General features: G+C 66.9%; 10 protein-coding genes and 2 rRNA genes. 6 read left to right on the top strand and 6 right to left on the bottom strand.

Annotation, left to right across the window (positions count from 1 at the left end; translation table 11 throughout):
• Window positions 1-30: 30 nt before the first annotated feature.
• Window positions 31-3,151: ribosomal RNA gene (locus tag OG866_RS36665) — 23S ribosomal RNA — on the bottom strand.
• A 300-nt stretch (window positions 3,152-3,451) separates the two neighbouring features.
• Window positions 3,452-4,977: ribosomal RNA gene (locus OG866_RS36660) — 16S ribosomal RNA — on the bottom strand.
• Together the 16S and 23S rRNA genes form the textbook arrangement of a ribosomal RNA operon.
• Window positions 4,978-5,565: 588 nt before the next feature.
• On the opposite strand from OG866_RS36660, the gene OG866_RS36655 reads away from it, so the two are divergent.
• Together OG866_RS36655 and ptsP are read left to right on the top strand one after the other, a co-directional pair.
• The gene (locus OG866_RS36655) at window positions 5,566-6,015 is read left to right on the top strand and encodes a PTS sugar transporter subunit IIA (protein ID WP_329341501.1); all 450 of its coding nucleotides are present in this window, start codon (window positions 5,566-5,568) and stop codon (window positions 6,013-6,015) included.
• Window positions 6,016-6,094: 79 nt separating this feature from the next.
• Window positions 6,095-7,765 (top strand): phosphoenolpyruvate--protein phosphotransferase, encoded by a 1,671-nt coding sequence (ptsP, locus tag OG866_RS36650; protein ID WP_329341500.1) that lies wholly within the window; start codon window positions 6,095-6,097, stop codon window positions 7,763-7,765.
• A 93-nt stretch (window positions 7,766-7,858) separates the two neighbouring features.
• Here ptsP and OG866_RS36645 read toward each other — a convergent pair whose 3' ends face one another.
• Window positions 7,859-8,752, bottom strand: coding sequence for a hypothetical protein (locus OG866_RS36645; protein WP_329341498.1), 894 nt, complete (start codon window positions 8,750-8,752; stop codon window positions 7,859-7,861).
• Between the two features lie 113 nt (window positions 8,753-8,865).
• The gene (locus OG866_RS36640) at window positions 8,866-10,833 is read right to left on the bottom strand and encodes an acetoacetate--CoA ligase (protein ID WP_329341496.1); all 1,968 of its coding nucleotides are present in this window, start codon (window positions 10,831-10,833) and stop codon (window positions 8,866-8,868) included.
• A 213-nt stretch (window positions 10,834-11,046) separates the two neighbouring features.
• Between OG866_RS36640 and OG866_RS36635 the strand changes: the two genes are divergently transcribed.
• Window positions 11,047-13,413, top strand: coding sequence for a glycoside hydrolase family 31 protein (locus OG866_RS36635; RefSeq protein ID WP_329341495.1), 2,367 nt, complete (start codon window positions 11,047-11,049; stop codon window positions 13,411-13,413).
• A 3-nt stretch (window positions 13,414-13,416) separates the two neighbouring features.
• Here the strand turns inward: OG866_RS36635 and OG866_RS36630 are convergent, their stop codons facing one another.
• Together OG866_RS36630 and OG866_RS36625 are read right to left on the bottom strand one after the other, a co-directional pair.
• The gene (locus OG866_RS36630) at window positions 13,417-13,953 is read right to left on the bottom strand and encodes an NUDIX domain-containing protein (RefSeq protein ID WP_329341494.1); all 537 of its coding nucleotides are present in this window, start codon (window positions 13,951-13,953) and stop codon (window positions 13,417-13,419) included.
• A gap of 47 nt (window positions 13,954-14,000) precedes the next feature.
• Window positions 14,001-14,810, bottom strand: coding sequence for a M15 family metallopeptidase (locus tag OG866_RS36625; RefSeq protein WP_329341492.1), 810 nt, complete (start codon window positions 14,808-14,810; stop codon window positions 14,001-14,003).
• A gap of 98 nt (window positions 14,811-14,908) precedes the next feature.
• Between OG866_RS36625 and OG866_RS36620 the strand changes: the two genes are divergently transcribed.
• From OG866_RS36620 to OG866_RS36610, 3 genes are all read left to right on the top strand, one after another.
• Window positions 14,909-15,337: a Zn-ribbon domain-containing OB-fold protein gene (locus tag OG866_RS36620; protein WP_329344462.1), complete on the top strand. Its 429-nt coding sequence runs from the start codon at window positions 14,909-14,911 to the stop codon at window positions 15,335-15,337.
• The gene (locus OG866_RS36615) at window positions 15,334-16,524 is read left to right on the top strand and encodes a lipid-transfer protein (RefSeq protein ID WP_329341490.1); all 1,191 of its coding nucleotides are present in this window, start codon (window positions 15,334-15,336) and stop codon (window positions 16,522-16,524) included. The genes OG866_RS36620 and OG866_RS36615 overlap by 4 nt, the downstream gene beginning before the upstream one ends.
• Before the next feature lie 121 nt (window positions 16,525-16,645).
• Window positions 16,646-18,271, top strand: a complete 1,626-nt coding sequence (locus OG866_RS36610) for a GGDEF domain-containing protein (RefSeq protein WP_329341488.1) — start codon at window positions 16,646-16,648, stop codon at window positions 18,269-18,271.
• Window positions 18,272-18,414: the final 143 nt, after the last annotated feature.

Raw genomic sequence — 18,414 nt, 5'->3', positions numbered from 1 at the left:
TCAGAACCAACACAGTGGACGCGAGCAACTGAGGACAAGCCCTCGGCCTATTAGTACCGGTCACCTCCACCCATTACTGGGCTTCCAGATCCGGCCTATCAACCCAGTCGTCTACTGGGAGCCTTACCCCATCAAGTGGGTGGGAATACTCATCTCGAAGCAGGCTTCCCGCTTAGATGCTTTCAGCGGTTATCCCTCCCGAACGTAGCCAACCAGCCATGCCCTTGGCAGAACAACTGGCACACCAGAGGTTCGTCCGTCCCGGTCCTCTCGTACTAGGGACAGCCCTTCTCAATATTCCTGCGCGCGCAGCGGATAGGGACCGAACTGTCTCACGACGTTCTAAACCCAGCTCGCGTACCGCTTTAATGGGCGAACAGCCCAACCCTTGGGACCGACTCCAGCCCCAGGATGCGACGAGCCGACATCGAGGTGCCAAACCATCCCGTCGATATGGACTCTTGGGGAAGATCAGCCTGTTATCCCCGGGGTACCTTTTATCCGTTGAGCGACGGCGCTTCCACAAGCCACCGCCGGATCACTAGTCCCGACTTTCGTCCCTGCTCGACCCGTCGGTCTCACAGTCAAGCTCCCTTGTGCACTTACACTCAACACCTGATTGCCAACCAGGCTGAGGGAACCTTTGGGCGCCTCCGTTACTCTTTAGGAGGCAACCGCCCCAGTTAAACTACCCATCAGACACTGTCCCTGATCCGGATCACGGACCCAGGTTAGACATCCAGCACGACCAGACTGGTATTTCAACGACGACTCCACAACCACTGGCGTGGCCGCTTCAAAGTCTCCCAGCTATCCTACACAAGCCGAACCGAACACCAATATCAAACTGTAGTAAAGGTCCCGGGGTCTTTCCGTCCTGCTGCGCGAAACGAGCATCTTTACTCGTAGTGCAATTTCACCGGGCCTATGGTTGAGACAGTCGAGAAGTCGTTACGCCATTCGTGCAGGTCGGAACTTACCCGACAAGGAATTTCGCTACCTTAGGATGGTTATAGTTACCACCGCCGTTTACTGGCGCTTAAGTTCTCAGCTTCGCACGCCCGAAAGCGCACTAACCGGTCCCCTTAACGTTCCAGCACCGGGCAGGCGTCAGTCCGTATACATCGCCTTACGGCTTCGCACGGACCTGTGTTTTTAGTAAACAGTCGCTTCTCGCTGGTCTCTGCGGCCACCCCCAGCTCGGAGAGCAAGTCTCCTCACCAGTGATGGCCCCCCTTCTCCCGAAGTTACGGGGGCATTTTGCCGAGTTCCTTAACCATAGTTCACCCGAACGCCTCGGTATTCTCTACCTGACCACCTGAGTCGGTTTAGGGTACGGGCCGCCATGAAACTCGCTAGAGGCTTTTCTCGACAGCATAGGATCATCCACTTCACCACAATCGGCTCGGCATCAGGTCTCAGCCTTAATGAGCGGCGGATTTGCCTACCACTCGGCCTACACCCTTACCCCGGGACAACCACCGCCCGGGATGGACTACCTTCCTGCGTCACCCCATCACTCACCTACTACCACCTTGGTTCGGCGGCTCCACCACTTTCCTTTCCCCGAAGGGTCCGGAACGGCTTCACGGCCTTAGCATTAATGGGTTCGATGTTTGACGCTTCACAGCGGGTACCGGAATATCAACCGGTTATCCATCGACTACGCCTGTCGGCCTCGCCTTAGGTCCCGACTTACCCTGGGCAGATCAGCTTGACCCAGGAACCCTTAGTCAATCGGCGCACACGTTTCTCACGTGTGTATCGCTACTCATGCCTGCATTCTCACTCGTGAACCGTCCACCACTAGCTTCCGCTGCGGCTTCACCCGGCACACGACGCTCCCCTACCCATCCATACAGGCGTTGGCCCTATTGTATGAATGACACGACTTCGGCGGTACGCTTGAGCCCCGCTACATTGTCGGCGCGGAATCACTAGACCAGTGAGCTATTACGCACTCTTTCAAGGGTGGCTGCTTCTAAGCCAACCTCCTGGTTGTCTGTGCGACTCCACATCCTTTCCCACTTAGCGTACGCTTAGGGGCCTTAGTCGATGCTCTGGGCTGTTTCCCTCTCGACCATGGAGCTTATCCCCCACAGTCTCACTGCCGCGCTCTCACTTACCGGCATTCGGAGTTTGGCTAAGGTCAGTAACCCGGTAGGGCCCATCGCCTATCCAGTGCTCTACCTCCGGCAAGAAACACACGACGCTGCACCTAAATGCATTTCGGGGAGAACCAGCTATCACGGAGTTTGATTGGCCTTTCACCCCTAACCACAGGTCATCCCCCAGGTTTTCAACCCTGGTGGGTTCGGTCCTCCACGAAGTCTTACCTCCGCTTCAACCTGCCCATGGCTAGATCACTCCGCTTCGGGTCTTGAGCGCGCTACTCTATCGCCCTATTCGGACTCGCTTTCGCTACGGCTTCCCCACACGGGTTAACCTCGCAACACACCGCAAACTCGCAGGCTCATTCTTCAAAAGGCACGCAGTCACGAGAACAAGGCAAGCCTTGTTCCGACGCTCCCACGGCTTGTAGGCACACGGTTTCAGGTACTATTTCACTCCGCTCCCGCGGTACTTTTCACCATTCCCTCACGGTACTATCCGCTATCGGTCACCAGGGAATATTTAGGCTTAGCGGGTGGTCCCGCCAGATTCACACGGGATTTCTCGGGCCCCGTGCTACTTGGGTGTCTCTCAAACGAGCCGCTGATGTTTCGACTACGGGGGTCTTACCCTCTACGCCGGACCTTTCGCATGTCCTTCGCCTACATCAACGGTTTCTGACTCGTCTCACAGCCGGCAGACTGTGAAAGAGAGATCCCACAACCCCGTATACGCAACCCCTGCCGGGTCTCACACGCATACGGTTTGGCCTCATCCGGTTTCGCTCGCCACTACTCCCGGAATCACGGTTGTTTTCTCTTCCTGCGGGTACTGAGATGTTTCACTTCCCCGCGTTCCCTCCACATACCCTATGTGTTCAGGTATGGGTGACAGCCCATGACGACTGCCGGGTTTCCCCATTCGGAAACCCCCGGATCAAAGCCTGGTTGACGACTCCCCGGGGACTATCGTGGCCTCCCACGTCCTTCATCGGTTCCTGGTGCCAAGGCATCCACCGTGCGCCCTTAAAAACTTGGCCACAGATGCTCGCGTCCACTGTGCAGTTCTCAAACAACGACCAGCCACCCATCACCCCCAACCAAAGGCTGGAGTTCACTGGGGCCGGCATCGAGGGGGTTCATTCCCTCAGACACCCAACAGCGTGCCCGACACCCTCGCCACTCATGATCAGCTTTCCACGCTCCGAAGAGCAGTACTGGCAGCCCGAGATGACTGAAAGTGCCGAATAATCAACGTTCCACCCATGAGCAACCAGCATCGGACATTCGCCGATGTACTGGCCTCTGACCGGGCAAGCCCGGTAAGAAGTGCTCCTTAGAAAGGAGGTGATCCAGCCGCACCTTCCGGTACGGCTACCTTGTTACGACTTCGTCCCAATCGCTGGTCCCACCTTCGACAGCTCCCTCCCACAAGGGGTTGGGCCACCGGCTTCGGGTGTTACCGACTTTCGTGACGTGACGGGCGGTGTGTACAAGGCCCGGGAACGTATTCACCGCAGCAATGCTGATCTGCGATTACTAGCAACTCCGACTTCATGGGGTCGAGTTGCAGACCCCAATCCGAACTGAGACAGGCTTTTTGAGATTCGCTCCACCTCACGGTTTCGCAGCTCATTGTACCTGCCATTGTAGCACGTGTGCAGCCCAAGACATAAGGGGCATGATGACTTGACGTCGTCCCCACCTTCCTCCGAGTTGACCCCGGCGGTCTCCTGTGAGTCCCCATCACCCCGAAGGGCATGCTGGCAACACAGGACAAGGGTTGCGCTCGTTGCGGGACTTAACCCAACATCTCACGACACGAGCTGACGACAGCCATGCACCACCTGTACACCGACCACAAGGGGGGCACTATCTCTAATGCTTTCCGGTGTATGTCAAGCCTTGGTAAGGTTCTTCGCGTTGCGTCGAATTAAGCCACATGCTCCGCTGCTTGTGCGGGCCCCCGTCAATTCCTTTGAGTTTTAGCCTTGCGGCCGTACTCCCCAGGCGGGGAACTTAATGCGTTAGCTGCGGCACCGACGACGTGGAATGTCGCCAACACCTAGTTCCCACCGTTTACGGCGTGGACTACCAGGGTATCTAATCCTGTTCGCTCCCCACGCTTTCGCTCCTCAGCGTCAGTAATGGCCCAGAGATCCGCCTTCGCCACCGGTGTTCCTCCTGATATCTGCGCATTTCACCGCTACACCAGGAATTCCGATCTCCCCTACCACACTCTAGCTAGCCCGTATCGAATGCAGACCCGGGGTTAAGCCCCGGGCTTTCACACCCGACGTGACAAGCCGCCTACGAGCTCTTTACGCCCAATAATTCCGGACAACGCTTGCGCCCTACGTATTACCGCGGCTGCTGGCACGTAGTTAGCCGGCGCTTCTTCTGCAGGTACCGTCACTTTCGCTTCTTCCCTGCTGAAAGAGGTTTACAACCCGAAGGCCGTCATCCCTCACGCGGCGTCGCTGCATCAGGCTTTCGCCCATTGTGCAATATTCCCCACTGCTGCCTCCCGTAGGAGTCTGGGCCGTGTCTCAGTCCCAGTGTGGCCGGTCGCCCTCTCAGGCCGGCTACCCGTCGTCGCCTTGGTGAGCCATTACCTCACCAACAAGCTGATAGGCCGCGGGCTCATCCTTCACCGCCGGAGCTTTCAACCACCACAGATGCCTGCGGTAGTGGTATCCGGTATTAGACCCCGTTTCCAGGGCTTGTCCCAGAGTGAAGGGCAGATTGCCCACGTGTTACTCACCCGTTCGCCACTAATCCCCACCGAAGTGGTTCATCGTTCGACTTGCATGTGTTAAGCACGCCGCCAGCGTTCGTCCTGAGCCAGGATCAAACTCTCCGTGAATGTTTACCGGTAATCCGGTGCGCATACACGAGAGCGGAACAGTCAGGCGGAATAAGCCCGACCGTTCACAGCGTCCTCGCTGTATGTTTCTTCAAAGGAACCTCGCCCCAACCGAAACCGGTCGGAGACGGGGTATCAACTAAATCTGGCGTTGATTTTTGGCACGCTGTTGAGTTCTCAAGGAACGGACGCTTCCTTTGTACTCACCCGAGAGACTCTCTCAGGCTTTCCTCCGGGCGCTTCCCTCCGGTGTTCCAAACTCTATCAGTGTTTTTCCGGCCTTCTGACCACCCTCCCGCAGGCATGCGGAAGGAGATCCGAAGATAGGATCTGACAAGTTGGGTGCTGCCAGGCGAGGACGCTTGGTGGCGTCGCTCAACCCCGGGCAGGAGTACGACTGTACACGGGGCTTCAGAGCGCGTGCAAATCGATTTGGGCTATGGTCTAGACCACCAGTCGTCGACGGTGCAGCGGGTAACGGGCTCTCACGCGGAACCCGTACTTCATATGACATACCCTGCTGAACAGTGCGTCGTCCGGTACAGGCAGTGACGGCCCATACAGATCTCCACCCCTGGGAGGCTTCCCATGACCACCGTGACGTCCCCTCTTGCTGGACGCGCCATCGGACTGGCTTCCGTGCCCGATCCGGTCTTCTCCGGAGCCATGGTCGGCCCGGGCACGGCGATCGACCCCGTGCGTGAGCCTTCCGAGGCTGTCGCCCCCGTCGACGGAGTCATCGTCTCGCTCCACCCGCACGCCTTCGTCGTCGTCGACGAGCAGGGCCATGGCGTGCTCACCCACCTCGGTATCGACACCGTGCAGCTCAACGGCGAAGGCTTCGAGCTGCTCGTGAACAAGGGCGACACCGTGACGCGCGGTCAGAGCATCGTGCGTTGGAACCCGGCTGCCGTGGAAGCCGCCGGCAAGTCGCCGGTCTGCCCGATCGTGGCCCTCGAGGCCACAGCTGAGGCTCTCTCCGATCTGCGTGACGACGGCGATGTGAAGGCCGGCGACAGTCTCTTCGTCTGGAAGTGACGTCAGCTCCGTCGTATGACGGCAAGTAGTGGCAACCACCGCGGCGGCGGGACCCGCCGCACTATCGGAGACGGGTGAGATGGAAGCAACGCTGCGAGGCGTCGGCGTGAGCCACGGTGTGGCGATCGGCGAGGTTCGGCACATGGGAACGGCGGTCCTCGAACCGCCGGCCAAGCAGATTCCGGCGGAGGACGCGGAGCGTGAACAGGGGCGCGCCCGCCAGGCCGTGGAAGCTGTGGCCGCCGACCTGATGGCGCGCGGCAACCTGGCGGGTGGTGAGGCCCAGGCCGTGCTCGAGGCGCAGGCCATGATGGCCCAGGACCCCGAGCTGATGGCGGACGTCGACCGACGTATCGCCGTCGGCAGCACGGCCGAGCGTGCGGTGTACGACGCCTTCGCCGCGTACCGCGAGCTGCTGGCGGGCGCCGGTGAGTACCTCGCCGGCCGGGTCGCCGACCTCGACGACGTGCGGAATCGTATCGTCGCTCGTCTGCTCGGGGTGCCCATGCCTGGTGTCCCGGACAGTGATGAGCCCTATGTCCTGGTGGCGCGTGATCTCGCGCCCGCCGACACGGCACTGCTGGACCCGACTCTCGTTCTTGGCTTTGTGACCGAGGAGGGTGGGCCGACCAGTCACAGCGCGATTCTGGCGCGGGCGCTCGGTGTCCCGGCTGTTGTCGCTCTGCCGGGCGCCGGTGAGCTGGCCGAAGGCACCGTGATCGCTGTCGACGGCAGCACCGGCGACATCTTCGTGGAGCCGAGCGAGGAGAAGAAGGCGCAGCTGGAGGCCGCCGCTGCCGAGCGCAAGGCGGCTCTCGCGGCGTCGACCGGTCCGGGGGCCACGGCGGACGGTCACAAGGTGCCGCTGCTGGCCAATGTCGGCGGTCCCGCGGACGTACCGGCCGCCGTCGAGGCCGGTGCCGAGGGCGTCGGTCTGTTCCGTACCGAGTTCCTTTTCCTGGACGACAGCAAGAAGGCACCGTCGGAGGAGAAGCAGGTCGAGGCCTACCGGCAGGTGCTGGAGGCCTTCCCCGAGGGTCGTGTCGTCGTCCGCGTGCTCGACGCGGGTGCGGACAAGCCGCTGGACTTCCTTACGCCGGGCGACGAGCCGAACCCGGCGCTTGGTGTGCGTGGTCTGCGGACGCTCCTCGACCATCCCGAGGTGCTGCGCACCCAACTGACGGCCTTGGCGAAGGCCGCTGAGGGGCTGCCCGTCTACCTTGAGGTCATGGCCCCGATGGTGGCGGACCGTACGGATGCCAAGGCGTTCGCCGACGCCTGCCGTGAGGCGGGGCTGCGGGCGAAGTTCGGTGCGATGGTGGAGATCCCGTCGGCCGCGCTGCGGGCGCGCTCGATTCTTCAGGAGGTCGAGTTCCTGTCGCTGGGGACGAACGACCTCGCGCAGTACACCTTCGCCGCGGACCGTCAGGTGGGTGCGGTGTCCCGGTTGCAGGATCCGTGGCAGCCCGCGCTGCTCGACCTCATGGCGCTGTCCGCTGAGGCGGCGAAGGCCGAGGGCAAGAGCTGTGGTGTCTGTGGTGAGGCCGCGTCCGACCCGCTGCTCGCGTGTGTGCTGACCGGTATGGGTGTCACCTCTCTTTCCATGGGTGCGGCGTCGATTCCTTATGTACGGGCGACGCTGGCGAAGTACACGCTGGCGCAGTGCGAGCGTGCCGCTGCTGCCGCGCGGGCGGCGGACAGTGCCGAGGAGGCGCGCACCGCCGCTCAGGCGGTGCTGTCCGGCGAATAGTGCGGTGCTGTCCGGCGGGTAGTCGGGCGGCCGGTCTCGCGTCGGTGTTCTTGGAGGGGCGCTCCACCTTCGGGTGGGGCGCCCCTCTCGCGTTCAGTGACGGTGTCCTGGCGTCGGGCCCGCGGGTCCGAGGTCGGGCGGTGCGCAGTAGTCGACGTCGGATTCCGGTGAGATGAGGTCGCCGGATTCGATGTCGGTGCAGTAGGCGTCGAACACCTCGCCCGCGGTGAGGGGCTCGACGCCTTCGCCGCGCAACCGCCAGCCGTAGATCCGGTCGGTGGTGCCGGGCGCGCTGGTGCGCATGACGAGGCCGCCGGGGCTCTGGGTCGCGAGGCCGAGGGCCAGGACCGTGGTGAATTCGAGCGCTTCGGCCTCGTCCAGCCTGGTGGCTCCGTCGGAGTCCATGTCCGCGTGGAGGACGGAGACGAGTGTTTCCGGTGCTCCTGACACGCTGCACACGAGATGGTGGTTGCCCCGAGGGGCGGTGTCGAGGATGCGGGCGAGGAGGCCGGAGGCCCAGGTGAAGGCTGCTCGGCCGATGTCCTCGCCGCAGGAGGCGCAGGCGCCGAGACGGGCCAGGAGTGTCGACGCGTACTCCCAGGTGGCCTGGCGGACCGCCTCGTCGATCAGGGCCGGGAGGAGGTCGGCCAAGGGGCGGCCGTCGTACGGAACGGTCGGGCCCGTGGCGGCGAGTTCGGCGGTGAAGCGGGTTCGACTGGACGCGATGTCCGGGTCGAGGCCCGTGTCCGCGCAGAAGTCGGCGTACTCCTCGGGGTCGAAGAGGGCTACCGTGGTGTGGCTTCCCTGGGAGGCGCGGGTGCGTAGGAGCGCTTCCACCTGTTGGAGATAGCGGGTGTGGTCGTCGAAGGTGAAGCTTCGGTAGCGCCGCATGGCCCGGAAGTCGTGCTCGTCGGTGAGCAGGCCGATGGTGCCGGCGATTTCACGGCGCAGTACGCGTCGCATGGTCTGGTGGTCTGTGTGCGCCATGTTTCCCCCTGTGCACAGTCGATCAATGCTCACTCACAGTAACCGGCGGCACTGACAACGGGGGTGGGCTGGGGATGCCGCCGTCGGTATGGTGGGCCGGCGGCGGCATCGGGTCAGGCGCGCTTGCGGGCCAGGTCCTCGTAGAAGTGGAGCAGGTCGAGGTTGTCGATGGAGCCCGGGTTGACGGCCTTGTCGAGGGGGGTGCCCTGGAGGAGGCGCTTGACGGGGACCTCGATGCGCTTGCCGGTGAGGGTGTGCGGGATGCCGGGCACTTCGATGATCTCGTCGGGAACGTGGCGTGGTGAGAGCTGTTCGCGGATGGTCTGTTTGATGCGGCCGAGCAGGGCCTCGTCGAGGGCGGTGCCGGGGGTCAGGTGGACGAAGAGGGGCATCCAGTAGCCGCCGTCGGGCTGTTCGATGCCGATGACGAGGGATTCCTTGATCTCGGGGAGGCGTTCGACGGCTTCGTAGATGTCGGCCGATCCCATGCGTACGCCTTGGCGGTTGAGCGTCGAGTCGGAGCGGCCGTGGATCACGACGGAGCCGCGGGAGGTGATGGTGATCCAGTCGCCGTGGCGCCATACGCCGGGGTAGGTGTCGAAGTAGCTGTCGTGATAGCGGCTGCCGTCGGGGTCGTTCCAGAAGTGGATCGGCATGGACGGCATGGGGTTGGTGACCACGAGTTCGCCGACCTCGTCGGTGAGGGGAGCGCCGTTGGGGTCCCAGGACTGGAGGTCGGTGCCGAGGCCGGCTGCCTGGAGTTCGCCGATGTGGACGGGGAGGGTGGGTACGGCTCCGGCGAAGCAGGAGCAGACGTCGGTGCCGCCGCTGACGGAGGCGATCCAGAGGTCGTCGTGGACCTCGTCGTGCAGCCAGCGGAATCCGTCGGGGGGAAGGGGTGAGCCGGTGGTGGCGACGCACTGGACCTGGGAGAGGTCGAAGTCGCGGCCGGGGTGCACGCCTGCCTTGCGGCAGGCCATGACGTACGCGGCCGAGGTGCCGTAGAGCGTGGCCCCTGTGCGTTCGGCGATCCGCCATTGTGCGCCGGTGTCCGGGTAGCCGGGGCTGCCGTCGTACAGGACGATCGTCGTTCCGGTGAGCAGGCCGGAGACGAGGAAGTTCCACATCATCCAGCCGGTCGAGGTGTACCAGAAGAAACGGTCCTCGGGGCCGAGGTCGCAGTGCAGGCCGAGTTGCTTCAGGTGTTCGACGAGGATGCCGCCCTGGGACTGGACGATGGCCTTGGGCAGGCCGGTCGTGCCGGAGGAGTAGAGCACCCACAGGGGGTGGTCGAAGGGCACCTGTTCGAAGGCGGGTTCGACGTCGGCGCTGGTCAGGGCGGTCCAGTCGAGGGCGCCTTCGGGGGCTTCGGTGCCGAGGAGGGGGATGTGGACGACCGCTCGCAGGGTGGGCAGTTCGCGGCGGAGTTCGGCCACGATGTCGCGGCGGTCGTGTTCCTTGCCGCCGTAGCGGTAGCCGTCGACGGTGAACAGGACGACGGGTTCGACCTGCTGGAAGCGGTCGAGGACGCTGCGGGCGCCGAAGTCGGGGGCGCAGGACGTCCAGACGCCGCCCACCGCGGCCGTGGCGAGGAGGGCGACGACGGCCTGCGGGATGTTGGGGAGGTAGCCGCTGACGCGGTCGCCGGGGCGTACGCCGAGGGCGCGGAGTTCGGCGGCGAGGGAGCCGACCTGACGGCGTAGTGCGGACCAGGTGACGGGACGTGGTTCGTGGGTTTCGTCGACATACAGGAGGGCCGGTTCGTCCGCGCGGGTGGTGGCCGCGCGCAGGGCGTGCTCGGCGTAGTTGAGGGTCGCGCCGGGGAACCACTGGGCGCCGGGCATCGACCGGTCGCCGAGTACGCGCGCGTAGGGGGTGGAGAACCGTACGTCGAACCATTCCGTGAGGGCTTTCCAGAAGGTGTCCAGCTCGTCGACGGACCAGCGGTGCAGCGCGGGATAGCCGCCCTCGGAGGGGGCGCCGTGGTGTTCGGCGGCCCAGGCCTGGAACCTGGTGACCTGTGCCCGTGCGATACGTTCCGGATCGGGCTGCCAGAGCGGCTGAGGGTTCACGGTCGACATGGGGCGGCTCCCGGACTGTGCGCGTCGTGTGCGTCGTCCGCGCACGGGCGGGGGTGTGCGCGTGACGCGGATGACACGGACGATGCCATGTGATCGACTTCTGCACCAGGGTGCGCCCCACATAGTCCGCGTCGTGAAGATGTGGTCCCGGCACGGGTGAACGGAAGTTGAACGACACACGCGCGTGGGGCGCTCAGTGGCAGGGTGAACAGCATGAACGGTCGTGACCTGGTGCGTTCGATGAAGGCGGTCGGTTCGGCGGGGGCGGCCCAGAGGTTGCGTACCGTGCGGGCGGCTTGGCGTACCCGGCGTGCCGATGCCGCCGGGTTGCCGACGCGGGGTGCGGAGCGTGCGCGGGTGCCGGGTCCGATGCTGGCGGCGGAGCCGGGGCCCGGGGGTGGTGTGCTGCGGTTCAGCCGTTCCGAGCTGCGGATCACGGTGGCCGTGAACGGGGCCGTGTTCTGGGGGTGGGACGGGGCCGGTCCCGAGCCGTCGTACGCGCTGGCGGGCCGGTGTCCGGAGCCGGATCCTCGGGCGCTGCTGGAGCCCGACAAGGACGGTGGCTGGCGGGTGGTCGCCGAGCGGGTGACGGTCGTCGTCTCCCGGCACGGGGCCGTGGAGGTGCAGACGCCCGGTGGTGTGACCCTGCGCCGGGATCTGCCGCCGCGCTGGTGGGAGCCGGTCGGTGGGGGTGCGGGTCGTTGGATGCAGCGGTCGGAGGTGTCCGCGGACGCCCGTTTCTTCGGGCTGGGCGGGCGGGCCGCGGGGCCGCGGTTGCGCGGTGGCACGTACCGGCTCTGGAACACCGATCCCGGTCGGGCCTTCGGTCCCGGCGACGACCCGCTGTACCTCACGATGCCGGTTCAGCTGGTGGTGGCCGACGCGGCGACGCATCTGATGTTCCACGACACGTCGTGGGACGGCACGGTGACGTTGCGGGAGGGCGAGGAGGGGGCCGGTTCGGGACATGACCGGCCCGGGACGAGCGAACTGCGGATGAGCGGCGGTCCGTTGCGCTGCTGGGTGATGGTCGGTACTCCCGCGCGCGTGCTGCTCGCCTGGGCTTCACTGACGGGTGCGCCGGCGCTGCCGCCGGCCTGGGCGCTGGGCCATCAGCACGCGCGGTGGGGGTTCGGGAGTGAGCAGGAGGTGCGGCGGATCGTCGCGGGGTATCAGGAACGCGACCTACCGCTGGACGCCGTTCATCTCGACATCGACCACTACGACGAGCATCAGGTGTTCACGGTCGACCAGGAGCGTTTCCCGAAGCTGCCCCAGCTGGCCGAGGATCTGCGTCGGGACGGGGTGCGGCTGGTCTCGATCGTTGATCCGGCGGTCCGGGCCGAACAGGGCAATGGCGTGTACGAGGCGGGTACGGCCGTGGACGCGTTCGTCCGGGACGCCGCGGGGCAGGTGGTGCGGGGCGAGGCGTGGCCCGGGGAGTCGGTCTTCCCTGACTTCACTCACGCGCGCGTGCGTGAGTGGTGGGGCGGCCTCTACGGGGAGCGGCTCGCGCAGGGCTTCGCGGGGTTCTGGCATGACATGAACGAGCCCACCTCGTTCACGGCGTTCGGGGAGTCGACGTTGCCGCGTTCGGCCCGGCACGCGCTGGAGGGGCGGGGCGGTGACCATCGTGAGGCGCACAACGTCTACGCCCTGTGCATGGCGCGGGCCGCGTACGAGGGCGTGCGGGAACTGGCTCCCCAGGAGCGGCCGTTCGTCTTCTCGCGGTCCGGGTGGGCCGGCCTCCAGCGCTACGGGGGCACGTGGTCCGGTGATGTGGCCACGGGCTGGCCGGGGTTGCGGGCGTCGCTGTCCCTGGTCATGGGCCTGGGGCTGTGCGGGGTGCCGTACTCGGGTCCGGACGTGGGCGGCTTCGACGGGAGTCCGTCGCCGGAGCTGTATCTGCGCTGGTTCCAACTGGGCGCGTATCTGCCGCTGTTCCGCACGCACGCGAGTCTGCGGGCGGGGCGCAGGGAGCCGTGGGAGTTCGGTCCCGAGGTGTTGGAGCACGCGCGCGTGGCGCTTCTGGAGCGTCGGCGGCTGCTGCCGTACTTCATGACGCTGGCGCATCTGGCGCGGCGCACCGGGACGCCTTATGTGCGGCCGTTGTGGTGGGGCATACCGGAGGACCGGGCGCTGCGCGACTGTGAGGACGCCTTCTTGCTGGGTGACTGTCTGCTGGTGGCGCCGGTGCTCGATCCGGGTGCGGACCGGCGGGCGGTGCAGTTGCCGCGGGGCCGCTGGTACGACACGGCCACGGGCCGGGCGTACGACGGGCCGGGGCAGATTCTGGTGGACGCCCCCTTGTCGCGGATTCCGGTGCTCGCGCGTGCGGGTGCCGTCCTGCCCGTGCGTGGGGAGGACGGCGGCCTTGAGCTGGAGGTGTGGGCGCCGGCGCGGGGACGCACCGGCGGCGGGCTGGTGGTGCCGGACGCGGGTGACGGGTGGGAGGAGCCGGAGATCGAGCGGTACGTCGTCCGGTGGCAGGGCCGGCGGGTGGTCGTCGAGCGGGAGGGTGAGGACGGCGTGAGCGCGCCGCCTCACCCGGTGCGGGTGCGGGGTGTCGAGGAGCGCTGAGGCTCAGACGTACCGGCCCTCGAACCAGGACCGTACGGCCCGAGTGTGCAGGGGGAAGGCGAGCTCCTCCGGCCTGCGCAGGAGATGCCAGCCTTCTGTCTCGTCCGTCGCGGCGGACGCGGGCAGGCTCTCGGCCGGGCGCTCGGGCAGGGACCCGAACAGCAGGAGGTGGCCGTCGGGCGAGCTCATGGCGTCGACCAGGCGTACGTCGTGGCTCGCCGCGTCGATGCCGGTCTCCTCCTTGAGCTCGCGGACGACGGCCTGGCGCCAGTCCTCGCGGTCGTCGATGTAGCCGCCGGGCAGTGCGATGCCCCCGCGCGCGGGGGCGACGGTACGGGTGATGACGACGAGGCTGGCGCCCTTGGCGTCGTACACGGGCTGGAGGGCCACCGCGACCGGGAGCGGGTTGCGGTAGGCGACGGTGGCGCACACGGGACAGGTGCGGGGCCAACCGGAGACGCCCTCTCCGAAGGGCGCTCCGCAGCTCGAACAGTGGGAGTCGGGCGCGGAGTTGGGGGTGGGGTGTTGAGTTTCGGACACGCGGCGGACTGTATCCGATCATCGGAGGGGCGTCTTCGGGGGGCGGCTCAGCGTTTGTCTGAAAGGGACTTCCAGGACACCGGGAAGTCGAAGTAGGTGTCCGGGTAGGGCTCGGGCTTGTACGTGTAGTGCCACCATTCCTCGGCCAGGTTCACGAAGCCGAGGTCTTCCAGGGTGGACTTGAGCAGCAGTCGGTTGGCGCGCTGTGCGCCCTGGATGCGCGGGTCGAGGGTGTGGGCGAGGGTGTCGAAGCAGTCGTATCCGGTGCCCATGTCGACGGAGTTGTCGGGGAACCGCTGGTCCTGGGGCGCGTAGCAGGGCACCAGGGGCTGGCCGGGGTGGTACGGCCGGGTCGGCAGGGCGGGGAGCCGCACGATCGTGAGGTCCATCGTCGAGCCGCGACTGTGGCCGGACTTCTCAGCGATGTACCCGTCGTCGAACAGGCGGGTCTTGTCGACGTTCGGGTAGAACTCGCCCTTCATGGTCTGGTCGTCGAGGTCCTCGGCCCAGCGGACGAAGTGGTCGACCGCGCGTTGGGGGCGATAGCAGTCGTACACCTTGAGGCTGTAGCCCTGCTTCAGCAGCTTCGCCTGGGCCTTGTGGAGTGCTTCGGCGGCGGGGCGGGTGAGGATGCAGAGGGGCTGCCGGTAGCCGTCGATGCGCTCGCCGACGAAGTTGTGGACGGTGAAGTAGCGCATCTCCTGGATGATCGTGGGGTCCACGGTTCTCAGCGCCACGAAGTCCGAGGGCGCCTTGGGTTCCGGGGTCGCCCGGGCGGTCGTGGAAACGGCGGTCACGGTCAGCAGGGCGGCGAGTGCGGTGCCCAGTCCGCGTAGTGCGCGCGAGAGTCGTGTCATGCCTCTGCCTCTGCCCATCTCCGGTCTCCCGTGACACACTTCTGACGTTCCGTCAGATCAGCTGTCGGGGAGGAATCTTGTCGCGTTCACGCACTCCTGTGGTCGAGGGATGGTTCGGCGGCGAGGGAGATTCGTTTCGCCTGCTGGGCACCCGCTGCTCCGTCTGCGCCTCGGTCTTCTTCCCCCGCGAGGACGTCCATTGCCGCAATCCGGGGTGCTCCGGCGGCGAGCTGGTGGAGATCCCGCTGTCGCGGCGCGGGCGCGTGTGGTCCTACACGGACGGCCGGTACCGGCCTCCGTCACCCTATGTGACCGATCCGGAACTTCCGTGGGAACCGTACGCGTTGATCGCTGTGGAGCTGCCGGCCGAGCGGATCGTGGTGCTGGGCCAGGGGGTTCCCGGGCTCACCGTCGCCGAGCTGGCGGTGGACATGGAGGTGGAGGTCGTTCCCGGAGTGCTCCACGAGGACGCGGAGACGGTGTGGACGACCTGGCAGTGGCAGCCGGCGAAGGGGGTGACGGCATGACCGGTGACGTGGCGGTGCTGGGTGCGGGCATGCATCCCTGGGGCAAGTGGGGGCGCGGCTTCGTCGAGTACGGGGCTGTGGCGGCCCGCGCGGCGCTCGCCGACGCCGGAGTCGAGTGGCGGGAGGTCGACTCGATCGTCGGCGCGGACACGGTGCGTGGCGGCTATCCCGGATACGTGGCGGGGGCGACGTTCGCCAAGGCGCTCGGCTGGCAGGGAGCCAGGGTCACCAGCGTGTACGCGGCGTGCGCGTCCGGGGCGCAGGCGGTCAACGCCGCGCGGGCGCAGATCCTTTCGGGGCTGGCGGAGGTGGTGCTCGTGGTGGGGGCCGACGCGGCGCCCAAGGGGTTCTTCCGGCCCGCGGGCGGGGACCGGCCCGACGACCCCGACTGGCTGCGCTTCCGCGTGCTCGGGGCGACCAATCCGACGTACTTCGGTCTGTACGCGCGTCGGCGGATGGCGGTCCACGGGGACACGTTGGAGGACTTCGCGCAGGTCAAGGTGAAGAACTCAGCCATGGGCGCGCTGAATCCGTACGCGCGCTACCGCAAGCGGGTCACCGGTGAGGAGGTCGCCGCCTCCGCGGTGGTCGCCGATCCGCTGCGGCTGCTGGACATCTGCGCGACCTCGGACGGCGGGGCCGCCCTGGTGCTGTCCAGCACGGAGTTCGCGCGTCGGCACGGCGTGCCGGAGCCGGTGCGTCTCCGCGCGGTGTCGACGGTGACGCCGCGGTTCCCCAACACGGTGCTGGACCTGCCGGACATCGCCACCGACTCCGCCGTGGCAGTGGAGCCGCCCGAGCGGACGTTCCGTGCGTCGATCGCCACGGCCGCCTACGAGGAGGCGGGCATCGGCCCGGAGGACCTGTCCCTCGCCGAGGTCTATGACCTGTCCACCGCCCTGGAGTTGCAGTGGTACGAGGATCTGGGGCTGTGCGGCGAGAGTGAGGGGGCGAAGCTGCTGCGGGAGGGCACGACGGCCCTCGGCGGGCGCATACCCGTGAATCCGAGCGGAGGGCTGGCGTCCTTCGGAGAGGCCGTACCGGCCCAGGCTATCGCCCAAGTGTGCGAGCTGACCTGGCAATTGAGGGGCGCTGCGGGCGACCGGCAGGTGGCCGACGCCCGGGTGGGGATCACGGCGAACCAGGGGCTGTTCGGACACGGATCGGCGGTGGTCGCGGTGCGGTGAGGCCGGGTGGAGCAGCAGGACCGCAAGGGCTTTCCCGTACGCTGTGTAATCGCCTGGGAATCCTGCGTGAACGTCGCATGAACTGCGCTCGGGCGTGCGCGAGGAGCGCCATCATGCTCCCGTGCACTCCTGGACGGACACTCTCCGCTTCGCCTTCCAACCGGTGGTCAACCTGGCGACCGGCGGGGTCGCGGGGCTGGAGATACTCGCCCGCCCGGAGACCGGCGACGTCCTCGCCGAAGCCCGCCGCGATCCGGAACTCGACGGCAGGCTGGCGGTGTCGGCGATCCGCGCAGCAGCCCGCAGGGAGACGCTGCTGCCGCTGCACGTCAACGTGTTCGCGGCGACCCTCGCCGACCTCGGCGGGCTCACCCCACTGCACACCGCGGTGCGTGAGGCGGGCAGGCTGCCGTGGGAAGTGACGATCGACATCGGGCCGCCGTACACGCACGTGCCGCAGCAGGCGCTGCTGGAGGCCGTGGCGGCGCTGCGGAGCCAGGGTTTCCGGATCAGTGCGGACGGGGTCGGGGACGGTGACGTGCCCCTGCGGCTGCTCACCGACATGGCTCCCGACCTGGTGAAACTCGATGCGTCCCTGCTCTCGCGGCCCGCGGCGGTACGGGCGATGCGCACGCTGTGCGAGCAGCTCGGGGCGCTATTGTCGGTGGAGGGTGTGGAGACGGAACTCCAGTGCGCGGCGGCGGTGTCGGCCGGTGCGCAGCTGGCGCAGGGCGAGTTGTTCGCGCCGCCGGCCCGGCTGCCCGCTGCGGACGTATACGTTCCGCCCCGCTCCCCCGGTACCGCCGCACCACAGCGGTCAGGGCCGTCGGTACGGCAGTTCGTACGGCCCGCCGCGCTGCTGCCCGCCACCGTGTCGGCGGGGCACGTGCGGGCGCTCCTGACGGGATCGCCCGAGGTGTCCGGGGTGCTGCTCGTGGACGCGCACGGGGTGCCGGTCCGGTCGGTGCACCGCTCCCGCTTCCTGCTGTCGATGTCGGGGCGTTACGGGCACGCCCTGTACGCCGACCGGCCCGCCGCCAAGCTCGGTGACGCGCCCCGCACGGTGGGCGTCGACGCCACCGCGTGGGAGGTCCTCGACGTGGTGGCCGTCGGCGGGCGGGAGCGGACGTCGGACGACGTGGCCGTCGTGGACCGGTACGGCCGATGCGTGGGCGTCGTACGCCTCGCCGACCTCGTGCGAGCGCTGGCCGAGTCCCGGGTCGAGGAGGCGGCCGGACTCAATCCGCTGACGCGGCTGCCCGGTTCGGACGCGATCACGGGTGAGGTGGACCGGCGGATCGCGGACGGGCGGGCGTTCGCGCTGAGTTGGCTGGACGTCGACCACTTCAAGCAGGTCAACGACGGGGCAGGGTTCGCCGCGGGCGACGAGCTGATCCGGTCGGTGGGGCGGGCGTTGCAGCGCTCGGCGTCGGACAGCACGCGCGTGGGGCACATCGGGGGCGACGACTTCCTGGTCCTGGCAGATCCGGAGGGCCTGGATCCGGTGGCCGCGTCGGTGCTGGACGCGCCCTGGTCGGCGGGAGGGCGGCCCGTGTCGTTGTCCCTGGCCACCGTGGTGTGCGCGCCGGGCAGCGTCCTGGACCACCGGCAGGCGGCCGCCTGGCTCGCCCCGCTCAAGAAGGCGGCGAAGTCCCTGCGCGGGGCGAGCTGGGTCCTCGGGCGTGCGGGGCTGCCCGGACACGAGGTCCGGCGCGGTACGCAGGCTGCCGCCGCCCCGGCGGGGTGACCCCGGCCGACGCGAGGGCCAGGTCGGCGGCCCGCCAGCGCGTCGGCCGTTGCCTTCACGACTGCGGCCTCGCCCGGCTGCGCGTCGGCCGCAGCCTTCACCACCGCGGGCCCGCCCGACTGCGCCTCGGCCACAGTCTTCAC

The organism is Streptomyces sp. NBC_00663, assembly GCF_036226885.1.
Lineage (GTDB): Bacteria > Actinomycetota > Actinomycetes > Streptomycetales > Streptomycetaceae > Streptomyces.
Note: the sequence above shows the minus strand (reverse complement) of the source record. Positions and strands in the feature narration are given on the sequence as shown.

Excerpts from the sequence above, each read along its gene's own strand:
- OG866_RS36655 (WP_329341501.1), top strand. The coding sequence starts at position 5,566 with ATGACCACCGTGACGTCCCCTCTTGCTGGACGCGCCATCGGACTGGCT.
- ptsP (WP_329341500.1), top strand. The coding sequence starts at position 6,095 with ATGGAAGCAACGCTGCGAGGCGTCGGCGTGAGCCACGGTGTGGCGATC.
- OG866_RS36645 (WP_329341498.1), bottom strand. The coding sequence starts at position 8,752 with ATGGCGCACACAGACCACCAGACCATGCGACGCGTACTGCGCCGTGAA.
- OG866_RS36640 (WP_329341496.1), bottom strand. The coding sequence starts at position 10,833 with ATGTCGACCGTGAACCCTCAGCCGCTCTGGCAGCCCGATCCGGAACGT.
- OG866_RS36635 (WP_329341495.1), top strand. The coding sequence starts at position 11,047 with ATGAACGGTCGTGACCTGGTGCGTTCGATGAAGGCGGTCGGTTCGGCG.
- OG866_RS36625 (WP_329341492.1), bottom strand. The coding sequence starts at position 14,810 with ATGACACGACTCTCGCGCGCACTACGCGGACTGGGCACCGCACTCGCC.
- OG866_RS36615 (WP_329341490.1), top strand. The coding sequence starts at position 15,334 with ATGACCGGTGACGTGGCGGTGCTGGGTGCGGGCATGCATCCCTGGGGC.